This window comes from Bacillus sp. SD075, from assembly GCF_017355165.1.
Lineage (GTDB): Bacteria > Bacillota > Bacilli > Bacillales > DSM-1321 > Peribacillus.
On record NZ_JADILK010000001.1, the window covers coordinates 94,277 to 107,329 of the forward strand.

11 protein-coding genes are annotated in these 13,053 nt (G+C 42.5%); 10 read left to right on the forward strand and 1 reads right to left on the reverse strand.

Features of this window, described 5'->3' with window-relative positions; genetic code table 11:
- Positions 1-4 precede the first annotated feature (4 nt).
- From IOC57_RS00450 to aceA, 8 genes are all read left to right on the forward strand, one after another.
- Positions 5-634 (forward strand): FadR/GntR family transcriptional regulator, encoded by a 630-nt coding sequence (locus IOC57_RS00450; RefSeq protein WP_207436879.1) that lies wholly within the window; start codon positions 5-7, stop codon positions 632-634.
- Positions 635-724: 90 nt separating this feature from the next.
- Complete coding sequence (accD, locus tag IOC57_RS00455; protein WP_063232724.1) at positions 725-1,588, forward strand: acetyl-CoA carboxylase, carboxyltransferase subunit beta; 864 nt, start codon at positions 725-727, stop codon at positions 1,586-1,588.
- Positions 1,585-2,583 carry an acetyl-CoA carboxylase carboxyl transferase subunit alpha gene (gene accA, locus IOC57_RS00460; RefSeq protein WP_207436880.1) on the forward strand — a complete coding sequence of 333 codons (999 nt, stop codon included), beginning with the start codon at positions 1,585-1,587 and terminating at the stop codon, positions 2,581-2,583. Before accD ends, accA begins: the two co-directional genes overlap by 4 nt.
- Positions 2,584-2,862: 279 nt before the next feature.
- The gene (pfkA, locus tag IOC57_RS00465; RefSeq protein WP_207436881.1) at positions 2,863-3,822 is read left to right on the forward strand and encodes a 6-phosphofructokinase; all 960 of its coding nucleotides are present in this window, start codon (positions 2,863-2,865) and stop codon (positions 3,820-3,822) included.
- A 124-nt stretch (positions 3,823-3,946) separates the two neighbouring features.
- Positions 3,947-5,707, forward strand: a complete 1,761-nt coding sequence (gene pyk / locus IOC57_RS00470) for a pyruvate kinase (RefSeq protein WP_207436882.1) — start codon at positions 3,947-3,949, stop codon at positions 5,705-5,707.
- 81 nt (positions 5,708-5,788) lie between these two features.
- Positions 5,789-6,181 (forward strand): FxsA family protein, encoded by a 393-nt coding sequence (locus tag IOC57_RS00475; protein ID WP_207436883.1) that lies wholly within the window; start codon positions 5,789-5,791, stop codon positions 6,179-6,181.
- 375 nt (positions 6,182-6,556) lie between these two features.
- Positions 6,557-8,149 carry a malate synthase A gene (gene aceB / locus IOC57_RS00480; protein WP_207436884.1) on the forward strand — a complete coding sequence of 531 codons (1,593 nt, stop codon included), beginning with the start codon at positions 6,557-6,559 and terminating at the stop codon, positions 8,147-8,149.
- 38 nt (positions 8,150-8,187) lie between these two features.
- The gene (aceA, locus tag IOC57_RS00485) at positions 8,188-9,471 is read left to right on the forward strand and encodes an isocitrate lyase (protein WP_207436885.1); all 1,284 of its coding nucleotides are present in this window, start codon (positions 8,188-8,190) and stop codon (positions 9,469-9,471) included.
- A gap of 87 nt (positions 9,472-9,558) precedes the next feature.
- Here the strand turns inward: aceA and ytvI are convergent, their stop codons facing one another.
- Entirely contained in the window at positions 9,559-10,683 is a 1,125-nt protein-coding gene (gene ytvI / locus IOC57_RS00490) for a sporulation integral membrane protein YtvI (protein WP_207436886.1), read from the reverse strand.
- 193 nt (positions 10,684-10,876) lie between these two features.
- Between ytvI and IOC57_RS00495 the strand changes: the two genes are divergently transcribed.
- Together IOC57_RS00495 and citZ are read left to right on the forward strand one after the other, a co-directional pair.
- Positions 10,877-11,338: a DUF441 domain-containing protein gene (locus tag IOC57_RS00495; RefSeq protein WP_034309113.1), complete on the forward strand. Its 462-nt coding sequence runs from the start codon at positions 10,877-10,879 to the stop codon at positions 11,336-11,338.
- Between the two features lie 538 nt (positions 11,339-11,876).
- A complete protein-coding gene (gene citZ, locus IOC57_RS00500; protein WP_207436887.1) occupies positions 11,877-12,992 on the forward strand; it encodes a citrate synthase in 1,116 nt (371 codons plus the stop codon).
- The last annotated feature ends 61 nt before the right edge of the window (positions 12,993-13,053 follow it).

Below are 13,053 nucleotides of genomic sequence, written 5' to 3' on the forward strand. Positions count from 1 at the left end.
TAATTTGGCAGGTCGTACTTCTTCATCCAAAATTTATCTCGATGTCGTTGAGAGCCTACGAAGCATGATTGAAACGGACAGCCTTCTGCCGGGAGATAAAATCCCATCAGAACGGGAGTTATCGGATCGTTTTAATGTTGGCCGCTCCTCTGTCCGTGAAGCATTGCGTGCCTTAGAGCTATTAGGATTAATAGAAACAAGGCGTGGTGAAGGGACGTTTATCAGGGATTTCCAGGAGCATAAGTTAGTCGAGCTTCTGGGAACCTTTTTTTTGCAAGATAAAAAAGTACAAGAAGATTTGGCTGAGACGAAAAGGCTGATTGAAATTGACTGTTTGCGGGTCGTCGCCTTTTTCGCTACGGCTGAGGATATCAAAAGATTAATGGCCTGGGTCAAGGCGGATGAGTTTCATGATGATGATTTCTTCTTAAGAATTGCCATTTTGAACCGCAATCGGTTGCTGGAAAGAATCTGGCGCATTGTCAACAGCTATGCTAGAACATCAGAAATGGTACAGGGTAATGTGAAAAAAGAAGATTATCTGGCACTTCTTACATATTTGCTCGAACGTGATGAAGAAAAAGCCATCGAAACGTATCTTATTAGAATTAGAAATATGTCGAAGGACGAGTGACACCTTTTTACACGATACTAATTTTATTTCTGATATAGTTTGTACCAAGTATCATAAAATAGATAATTGGTGGTAAAGGGAGGATTAAGCTTGCTTAAAGAGCTATTTGCGAAGTCTAAGAAGAAATATGCAACGGTTCCTTTAGATCGGGAGAAACAGGATGTACCAGAAGGGATCATGACAAAGTGCACCGGCTGTAAAAAAATCATGTATACAAAAGAATTGGTGAAAAACAAGAAAGTCTGTCTGCATTGCGGGTACCATCATCCGATGTCTTCCCATGAACGCATCGAATTTTTATTCGACGCCGGCAGTTTTAATGAATTTGATAAAGAAATGATTTCAGTTAACCCGCTTGAATTTCCGGATTACTTGGATAAATTGGAAAAAGATAAAAAGAAAGCCAAGATTAATGAGGCTGTTGTCACAGGAGTGGGAAGCATCAATGGGTACCAAGTTTCATCAGCCATTATGGATTCGAATTTCCGGATGGGAAGCATGGGATCCGTTGTTGGGGAAAAAATCACCCGTGCCATTGAACGTGCAGCTGAATTGAAGATCCCGTTCATCATATTTACGGCATCAGGCGGCGCTCGGATGCAGGAGGGTGTATTAAGCTTGATGCAGATGGCAAAGACAAGTGCAGCACTCAAGATGTTCAGCAATGAAGGCGGACTGATCATTTCAATGATGACCCATCCTACGACAGGTGGGGTTTCGGCAAGTTTCGCGTCACTTGGCGATATTAATCTAGCCGAACCTGGAGCCCTTATTGGTTTTGCGGGCCGAAGAATCATTGAACAGACGATCCATGAAGAGCTTCCTGAAGATTTCCAAACCGCTGAATTCTTGATGAAGCACGGCCAATTGGATGCAGTCGTCAAACGTACGGAAATGAAGGAAACCTTGACGACGATCCTTAAAATCCATGCCCCGGGCGGTGAATGGTTATGATTTACGAATTAGAGTTCGAGCGTCCCGTTACGGACCTGAGAAATAAGATTAAAGAGCTAAAAGCAATTTCGAAGGATGCTGATGTAGATCTTACAGCTGAAATCGAAACATTGGAAAAGCGTTTAGAGAAGCTGGAAGTGGATATTTATAACCATCTAAAACCGTGGGATCGTGTTCAGATTGCCCGGCATCCAGCCCGTCCGACGACGCTTGATTACATTCCGCTATTATTCAATGACTTCATCGAGTTTCATGGTGACCGTTATTATGGGGATGATGAAGCGATTGTCGCTGGAATAGCGGAATTTGATGGACTTGCCGTGACGGTCATCGGTCATCAAAGAGGTAAGGATACGAAGGAAAACATCCGTCGTAACTTTGGCATGCCCCATCCTGAAGGCTATCGAAAAGCTTTGCGTCTGATGAAACAGGCGGAAAAATTCAACCGCCCGATTATTTGTTTCATCGATACGAAGGGAGCTTTCCCTGGTAAAGCAGCTGAAGAGCGCGGGCAAAGTGAAGCCATCGCGAAAAACCTTTTCGAAATGGCAGGGCTGAAGGTGCCGGTCATCAGTATTGTCATTGGTGAAGGCGGAAGCGGCGGTGCATTGGCACTTGGCGTCGGAGACCGAATTTTCATGCTTGAGAACTCAACATATTCGGTAATTTCCCCTGAGGGGGCTGCAGCCTTGCTTTGGAAGGATGCTTCTCAAGCTAAGAGGGCTGCGGAATCGATGAAAATCACGGCTCCCGATTTAAACCGCTTAGGAGTGATTGATGAGATCATTCCTGAAGTGAGGGGCGGCGCCCATCGGGATTCAAATTTACAGGCTGAAGCCATCAAGGAAATCCTGAAACGTTCTTTCAATGAACTTCTCCCGTTGAATAGTGATGACCTTATCAACCAGCGTTATGTGAAATTCAAAAAAATCGGTGAATATGAATTTGCAAAACAACCTGAGGGCGAACCTAAGGAAGTGGAACAGCATTCATAAACACATTTTGCAATATGGAAAAACGTGCTGCCTGGGGCAACACGTTTTTTCATCCTTTCACGGGGCATATGCATTCATTATCGAAACGAGTAAAGAATATGGTTTGTGTGTAGAATGTAAACTTTTACACCATTTTACTTCAATTTCTGAAGATAATCGGTTAGGCTTATAACATCAAGTGTGCATAAGTGAAACAGTTACTGCTTATTGAAGCTTGAAAAAGGGTACAATGATATAACGAAGCTTAAAATTGATTAGTGCTGTAGAGAGGTGACATTTATGAAAAGAATAGGTGTATTGACAAGTGGAGGAGATTCTCCAGGTATGAATGCGGCAGTCCGAGCAGTCGTCCGGAAAGCAATTTTTCATGAAATGGAGGTCTTCGGAATTTATCATGGCTATCAGGGTCTGATAAATGGACATATAAAGAAGCTTGAACTTGGGTCGGTCGGGGATATCATTCATAGAGGCGGCACGATGTTACATACGGCTCGCTGTCCGGAATTTAAGACGGAGGAAGGCCAGCTGAAAGCGATAGAACAATTGAATAAACTTGGTATCGAGGGCATTGTCATAATAGGTGGCGATGGTTCTTACCGCGGAGCGAAAGCTTTAACGGAAAGGGGCTTCCCTTGTATCGGAGTTCCTGGAACGATTGATAATGACATACCGGGTACGGACTTTACCATTGGTTTCGATACGGCATTGAATACAGTCATTGATGCTATCGATAAAATTCGGGATACGGCCACTTCCCATGAAAGGACTTATGTGGTTGAAGTGATGGGAAGAGATGCCGGCGATATTGCTCTTTGGGCTGGATTGGCTGGCGGAGCTGAAACGATTCTTTGTCCTGAATATGAATATGATATAGAAGAACTGATTGGGAAGCTGAACCGCGGACATGACCGTGGCAAAAAGCACAGTATCATCATTGTAGCTGAAGGTGTTGGAAGTGCCGTTGATATTTCCAGGAAAATTGAGGCGAAAGCAGGATTTGAAACCCGTGTAACGGTCCTGGGCCATGTTCAGCGTGGAGGATCACCCTCGGCAAATGACCGCGTATTGGCAAGCCGACTCGGAGCAAGAGCCGTTGAATTGCTTCTTGAAGGAAAAGGAGGCAGGGCCGTCGGGATAGAACAAAATCAACTTGTTGATTATGATATCATCGAAGCTCTTGCTAAACCGCATACAATTGACAAGAAGATGTATGATTTATCCGCTGAGCTATCCATATAATCATTATTGACCGATAGGAATTGCTTTTTTAAGAATTGCGTATTTAAAAGAAGACATAAAACACCTTGCCCCCTGTCTTTTAAAGGTGGACAGGCGGCGAGTTTTCCTTAAGGAGGATGAAACCATGCGTAAAACCAAGATTGTTTGTACGATTGGCCCCGCAAGTGAAAGTATAGAAAAGCTGGTTCAATTAATAGAAGCGGGGATGAATGTAGCGCGGCTTAACTTTTCTCATGGAAATCATGAAGAACATGCCGCTAGAATCAGCAACATCAGAGAAGCGAGCGAAAAAACGGGTAAACAGGTTGCCATCCTGTTAGATACAAAAGGACCTGAAATACGGACAAATAATATGGAAAATGATTCTATGGAGCTTGTAGCCGGCAATGAAGTCATTATTTCCATGAATGAAGTCCTGGGAACACCTGAAAAATTCTCCATTACCTATGAAGGTCTTCTGAATGATGTCCACCCAGGATCTAAAATCCTTTTGGATGATGGATTGATCGGGCTTGAAGTGTTGAAGATAGATAAGGTAAGAAAAGAAATCCATACCAAGATTTTGAATAGCGGTACACTTAAGAACAAAAAAGGCGTGAATGTTCCTGGAGTATCGGTTAACCTGCCTGGCATAACGGAGAAAGATGAACAGGATATCCTTTTTGGAATCGAACAGGGTATCGACTTCATTGCTGCCTCATTTGTACGCAGGGCTTCAGACGTGCTTGAAGTAAGCGAATTATTGCAGCAAAATGGAGCGGAGCATATTCAAATCATCCCTAAAATTGAAAATCAAGAGGGCGTAGACCGTCTTGATGAAATCTTGGAAGTTTCAGATGGCTTGATGGTGGCTCGTGGAGACTTAGGAGTGGAAATTCCTGCAGAAGAAGTGCCATTAGTCCAAAAACAAATGATCAAAAAATGTAATAATGCTGGTAAACCAGTCATAACGGCTACACAAATGCTCGATTCGATGCAGCGTAACCCAAGACCGACCCGCGCAGAAGCAAGTGACGTGGCCAATGCCATATTTGATGGAACGGATGCAATCATGCTTTCTGGAGAAACAGCTGCCGGAACCTATCCGGTCGAAGCGGTGCAAACGATGCATAACATTGCTTCACGTGCCGAAACCGCCCTTGATTATCGGGATATATTATCAGTAAGAAGTAAGGTGAACCGTCATAATGTCACTGATGCTATTGGTCAATCCGTTGCCCACACTGCGCTTAATCTTAATGCTGGGGCAATCATCACCCCTACAGAAAGCGGTCATACGGCAAGGATGATTTCCAAATACCGCCCTAAAGCACCGATCATTGCGGTTACATCCAATGATCATGTTTCAAGACGTCTTGCATTGGCTTGGGGAGTCTATCCGCAGATTGGTCCAAAAGCGACGACTACCGATGAAATGCTTCAAACCGCAATAGATGAAAGCTTGCATTCTGGCTTGGTTTCCCATGGGGATTTAGTCGTCATTACAGCCGGTGTGCCTGTAGGTGAAACAGGTACGACTAACTTGATGAAAATTCATGTGTTAGGAGAAGTTCTTTTGAAGGCTCAAGGAATCGGCAGGAAATCAGCGAAAGGTGAAGTGGTTATAGCTAAGAATGCCAAGGAGGCTTTGGAAAAAGTGACGGAAGGCTCTGTATTGATTACGATCGGTTCGGACCGTGAAATGATGCCTGCGATTGAAAAGTGTGCAGCATTGATTACGGAAGAAGGCGGTTTGACAAGCCATGCAGCTGTTGTAGGAGTCACATTGGGCATACCGGTCATCGTTGGGGCGGAGGACGCGACCAAGGTTTTCAAGGATGGTCAAAGAATAACAGTCGATGCAGGTCGTGGAGTCATTTATGATGGACATGCCAACGTTTTGTAAAACGAAATTTTGGCTGATTCCGTGCTAATGAGGTAAGATGGATGTACCGCACCAGAAATGGGCTGTGCAGGAGGAATGTAGATGAAATATTTTTTAATGTTTATCATTGCGATGCCGGTCGTTGAAATTATTGTCCTTTTGCTGTCAGGCAATCTGATTGGTTTTTGGCCAACGCTGTTCCTGATTGTAGCCACAGGTTTGATCGGAGCCTATTTGGCTAAACGGCAAGGGATGGAAACGTGGAAAAAGGCACAGGAACAGATTCGTTACGGAATGATGCCAGGCAATGAAATCATTGATGGAATCTGTATTTTTATCGGAGCCGCACTGTTGCTGTCCCCAGGTCTCATCTCGGATATCATGGGATTGATCCTTGTGTTTCCGCCAACCCGGAATCTCCTCAAACCGATTGTTATCCGGTTTATGATGAACAGGATGAATAAAGGGAAAGTTACCATCATTCGACATAAATAATATAAGGCTGTCTAAAGGCTTAAGCTTTTAGGCAGCCTTTTTGGTCTGGAAAAGAGGTCAAGCATCCAAGTTTGTATAGGGTGCTTTTTTGTTTTCCATTGAAATGGGATCATCAATGTAAGTCGGACTTTGCCTGTTTTACCATTAAATCATTTTAATTCCACGAGAATGAAAAAGTGTATTATAACAGGATTTTTAAATTATTAATCTCTTGGAAACATTGGTAAATCAGGATTTTCCATGCTTGAAAATATTTTTTTAGATTTTTCAGAAAAAACTGGTGACAAAATTATACAACGTGTTATATAATACAAACAGGAAATAAAACAACTGTATTATAACATATAAAAGTTAGAAAGGATGTGGAGAGGCAACATGATTACGGAAGCAAAAGGCTTACAAATTACAGGCAACATTAAGCCAGGATATGAACAAATACTTACAGCGGAAGCTCTTCAATTCATAGAAAGAATGGAGCGGCATTTCAGTGGAAGAAGGGCAGAACTTCTAGAATTGCGGAAAAGCGTTCAGGAAGAACTGAATCAAGGCAAGCTTCCTGATTTCCTTGAAGAAACGAGGTATATTCGTGAAAGTGATTGGACGATTGCGCCCCTCCCGAATGACTTGCAGGACCGCAGGGTAGAAATCACTGGACCTGTCGATCGTAAAATGATCATTAATGCCATGAACTCAGGTGCCAATGTATTCATGGCGGATTTTGAAGATGCCAATTCACCCACTTGGGAGAATTGCATGGATGGTCAATTGAATCTGCGCGATGCAATCCGCGGAACCATTTCATTTAAAAATCCAAAAGGCAAAGTGTATGAATTAAATGAAAGGACAGCTGTCCTAAAGGTAAGGCCACGCGGCTGGCATTTGGAGGAAAAACATGTCCTTTTGGATGGACAGCCTATATCAGCCAGCATTTTTGACTTTGGACTGTACTTTTACCACAATGCAAAAGCATTGGTCGAAAAACAAAGTGGTCCATACTTCTACTTACCAAAATTGGAAAGCCATCTCGAAGCAAGATTATGGAATGAAATATTCGTATATGCACAGAATGATTTGAGAATTCCGCAAGGAACCATCAAGGCAACGGTCTTGATAGAAACGATTCTTGCTGCATTCGAAATGGACGAAATTCTGTACGAGCTGAAAGAACATTCGGCAGGCCTGAACTGTGGCCGCTGGGATTATATCTTTAGTTTCCTGAAAAAATTCCGTCACTCGGATGATGTTATCTTCCCAGACCGGCAGCAGGTCACGATGACCGTTCCGAACATGAGAGCGTATTCCTTGCTGGCAATCAAAACATGTCACACTCGTAATGCTCCTGCAATTGGCGGGATGGCCGCGCAAATTCCTGTTAAAAATGACCCGGTTAAGAACGATGAGGCTTTTACGAAAGTCCGGGCAGATAAAGAACGCGAAGCAAGAGACGGTCATGATGGAACATGGGTTGCCCACCCTGGTATGGTGAGCACGGCAAAAGAGGTTTTTGATCTGCTTGTCCCAAAACCGAATCAAATTTTCCGAAAACGGGAAGATGTCCATGTAACAGCTCAAGAGTTGCTGACTGTACCGGAAGGAACGATCACTGAGGCAGGATTAAGGACGAATATTAACGTAGGCATCCAATATATCGCCTCTTGGTTAAGCGGCAGAGGTGCGGCACCCATCAATAACTTAATGGAAGATGCTGCAACCGCTGAAATTTCAAGGGCTCAAGTCTGGCAATGGATCCGTCATCCAAAAGGCATTCTCGAAGATGGTAGGAAAATAACCGGGGAATTATTCCATCAAATCAAAGAAGAAGAATTGGCGGTCATTAAATCGGAAGTAGGGGAGGAAACTTTCAAATCAGGAAGGTTTGAAGAGTCTACTAAACTATTTGAACAATTGATTGAAGCGGATGACTTTGCCGATTTCTTAACCAACGCGGCATACGGAAAATTATCTTAATATTCAAAAAATACATTATAAATTAGGAGGAAATAATGATGATGAATGAAAGAGCTCAAAAATTACAACAAAGCTGGGAAAATGACTCACGGTGGACTGGTATTAAACGTCCTTATACAGCCGAAGAAGTTATTAAACTAAGAGGTTCCATCGATATTGAACAAACACTGGCACGCCGTGGTTCTGAAAAACTATGGAATCTATTGAATACAGAGGATTTCATCAACGCATTAGGAGCATTGACTGGTAACCAAGCCATGCAGCAGGTGAAAGCTGGTTTAAAAGCAATCTACTTAAGCGGCTGGCAAGTGGCCGCAGATGCTAACATTGCAGGGCAAATGTACCCTGATCAAAGTTTATATCCAGCCAACTCCGTGCCGCAAGTGGTTAAACGCATTAATCAGACACTTCAACGTGCAGACCAAATCAGCTTTGCTGAAGGAAAAGATGATATCGATTGGTTCGCTCCAATCGTGGCGGATGCTGAAGCAGGCTTTGGCGGTTCCCTTAACGTTTTCGAATTAATGAAAGGCATGATCGAAGCTGGAGCGGCAGGCGTTCACTTTGAAGACCAGCTTTCTTCGGAGAAAAAATGTGGTCACCTAGGCGGTAAAGTCCTTCTTCCAACCCAAACGGCAGTACGTAATTTAGTTTCCGCCCGATTGGCAGCCGACGTCATGGGTACACCGACTATCTTGATTGCCCGTACGGATGCTGATGCTGCAGATTTGATCACCGATGATATTGATCCGGTCGATGCACCATTCATCACTGGTGAAAGGACAACAGAAGGATTCTACCGCACGAATGCAGGTCTTGACCAAGCAATTGCAAGAGGCCTTGCTTATGCGCCGTATGCCGACCTTATCTGGTGTGAGACTTCTGAACCTAATCTTGTGGATGCTCGCCGCTTTGCCGAAGCGATCCATGCTGAGTTCCCGGGCAAACTGCTTGCTTACAATTGTTCCCCATCATTTAACTGGAAAGCGAAATTAAGTGATGAAGAGATTGCCAATTATCAAGTGGAGTTGGGTAAATTAGGTTATAAATTCCAATTCGTTACACTTGCAGGCTTCCACTCCTTGAATCATAGCATGTTCAACCTTGCTCTTGGTTATAAAGACCGCGGCATGGCTGCATACTCAGAACTACAACAAGCGGAGTTCGCTAGTGAGCCCGACGGCTATACAGCGACACGGCATCAACGTGAAGTGGGAACCGGTTACTTTGATGAAGTGGCACAAGTCGTTTCTGGTGGTACATCATCCACAACAGCACTTGCAGGTTCTACTGAAACGGAACAATTCGAGACGTCAAAATAATTTTAGCTTAAAACCAAAGATCCGCCTTGTACCCGAGGCGGATTTTTAAATGGATATGGGTGAATGCTAATAGATGTCTGGATTAACTTAAGTGATTTTCTTAGTATCCCCGATGATGAAGGTCCATAGGGCCTTGAAGACATTTGCACGCTGAAGTGTATTGAATATGACAAGTACGACAGGTCCTGCAATCAGCCCTAGGAATCCGATCAATTTGAAGCCGATGAACAAGGCGATGAGAGTGGCAAGCGGATCCAAACCAATACTGGAAGAAAGTACTTTTGGCTCAATTAACTGACGCTGGACAACGACGATTATGTAAAGGACGGACAAACCGATTGCAAGGCTTGTATTCCCGGCGATGAATTCAAAGATGATCCAAGGAATGAAAATCGTCCCTGTCCCTAAATAGGGAATGATATCGACCAGTCCGCATATCAAGGCAATGGTAATTGAATAATTCACTCCCAAAATGAGAAATCCGATTAAAATCGTAACAGTCGTCAATGAAACAAGAGTGAATTGTGCACGGATAAACCCGAACAAAGCCCGTTTTAAGTCCCTGAATAAACGCTTGGCACCAGCAAAAATCTTATCAGGCAACACTTTTCCGGTCATGCGGCCAAAGGTGTCCCAATCTTTACTGATGAAGAAAGTGCCCAACAGGGTGAAAAGGAGTGCTGTTGCTGTAGTTGGAAACCATCCGATGATCGTGGGGATGTTCTTCAAGAAAGCTTGAATGAAGCCGCTTACTCCGGTAGTGATGGATTCACCGATATTTTGGATATTCTTGAGGACTGTGTCTTGCTGTTCGATATCCAGATTATTGAACATGGCAGTTATTTGATTATATAAAGGAATGACGGTGGAAGCGATGTATGTTTCTATATAATCCACGATGGTTTCAATGTGTTTCGGGATGACTCCGGCAAGGTAATTGGTCCCTGAAATGATCTCGGTAACCAGTAAGGTGATAAGACCCGCAAATAAAAGGAAAATGAGTAAAAGGGAAACGAATACAGCCAACCCCCGTGGCAGCCTTGCTTTCCTTTCGAAAAAAGTGACCAAGGGATTCATCAAGAAAGCGATTATCAGGGCAATGATGAAGGGATATGTATATTTAGATAAATAAAACAAGGCTATTCCACCTGAAATTATCCCTCCGACGACCAGTAAAGAGCGAATGAAACGATACATATATACCGGATTCAAGTCATATCCTCCTTCAATCTTAAAGTTTGTATTATAATTGTAACGATGATGGAAAAGAAAGGAAAGATTCTTTCATCTTTCAGGTCAACTTTTTTCCGTCGTTGCATCGTTCCATAAATCATATTTCTCCTAGGCAACAGAGGAGTTTGTTATGTTAAAATAACAAAAACAGAAGGAAGAAGGTGAAGGGATATTGATCAACGGTCCTGTCGTATTTTTAATTCTGCTTGCAGCAATCGGTTGGTTCGGGAAAAATACCTCACTGATCATGGCTGCGGGTTTTCTTTTAAGCATGAAACTGATTGGTCTCGACGCTAAAGTGTTTCCATACCTGGAAGCGAAAGGCATCAACCTGGGCGTTACGATCATTACGATTTCCGTACTCATACCCATAGCAAACGGCGCAATAGGTTTCAAGGAACTCGGAGACGCGATAAAATCTCCTTATGCCTGGATTGCGCTTGCATCTGGAATAGCGGTTGCGCTCATAGCAAAAAATGGGATTACGCTCCTATCACATGATCCGCACATTACCACAGCTCTTGTTTTTGGGACGATTCTGGCGGTTGCATTGTTCAAAGGGGTGGCTGTTGGTCCATTAATCGGGGCGGGAATTGCTTATTTATGCATGCAGATCTTCAATTTTTTTAAATGAAGCGAGTCGCAAAGAGCAGAAAAGTCCGTCAGTACTGGGAATATAAATTTTCTATTTAATGTTTCGTTTATTCTGCTTTGTGACGTATTTTCAAAAAAACGTTTTGAATCGCATGAAAAAAAAGCAAGAGAATATGTAGCTAATTTTTCTAATAAAATAATAATTTTTTCACATTTTAAGTGCTTTTCATTCCCAAAAAAGTGTTTATTGTTTATAATAATCATGTAACTGCTCTGTTTTATTAAAATTGGGATTCAGAATATCATTGATATTTTTGAGGAATCTTAAAAAAAGATGTAGTTATTGAGCAAGCGCTCACTAGGAATAGCTACAAGCATTATTTTTAGAATTTCTTATTAAGATTATCGTACATTTTACTATTGGTGGGGTCATATTCTGTGAACGCTTTCAATACAAGATGTAGGTCTTCTGCTAAAAAATAGATGGTTGTTTACAATAGCTAATTTCTTGGAAGCGCTATATTTATACGCTAATAGCAAGGGCATAGGGGAATACTTAGGAAAAGGAGAGATTTAGTATGACAGCAACAAAAGGTCTTGAAGGTGTGGTAGCAACAACTTCATCAGTAAGCTCCATTATCGATGACACATTAACGTATGTAGGTTATGACATCGATGATTTGGCTTCAAACGCAACATTTGAGGAAGTAATCTATCTTTTATGGCACGGAGCTCTTCCGAACAAAAGCCAACTAGAAGAATTAACTAAACAACTTGCTGAAAATGCTGAAATTCCAGCTGAAGTGGTTAATCACTTCAAAACATACCCAATTGATAAAGTACATCCAATGGGAGCTCTTCGCACTGCAGTATCTCTTCTTGGTCTTTATGATGAAGAAGCAGATGTGATGAGTGAAGACGCTAACTATCGTAAAGCAATCCGCATCCAAGCTAAAATCCCTACATTGGTAACAACTTTCGCTCGCATCCGTCAAGGGAAAGAGGCTGTTGCGCCACGTACAGATTTAAGCTTTGCTGCTAACTTCTTATATATGTTAAGCGGTAACGAACCAACGGCAATCGAAGAAGAAGCATTCAATAAAGCGTTGGTCCTTCATGCTGACCATGAATTAAATGCATCTACATTCACTGCACGCGTTTGTGTGGCTACATTATCTGATATCTATTCTGGCGTAACTTCTGCTATCGGCGCTTTAAAAGGCCCACTTCACGGCGGAGCTAACGAACAAGTCATGAAAATGCTTACAGACATTGGTTCAGTTGAAAACGTTGAACCATATATCAATGAAAAATTAGCCAATAAAGAAAAAATCATGGGCTTTGGCCATCGTGTATACCGTAAAGGTGACCCTCGTGCTAAACACCTTAAAGAAATGTCACAAAAACTGACTGAACTAACTGGCCAACCGCAATATTATGATATGTCTATCAAAATTCATGAAATCGTAACCGGTCAAAAAAATCTTCCGCCGAATGTGGATTTCTATTCTGCTTCCGTATACCACAGTTTAGGTATCGAACATGACCTATTCACACCAATCTTTGCTGTAAGCCGTGCTTCAGGCTGGATCGCTCATATCCTTGAGCAATATTCAAACAACCGCCTTATCCGTCCGCGTGCAGAGTATGTTGGACCAGGTATGCAAAAATACGTACCGATTGAACAACGCTAATTAAAAGTTTTTCGAAAAATCATTTTTTATTTCATCGAATTTGTAGTAAATTAATAGATGT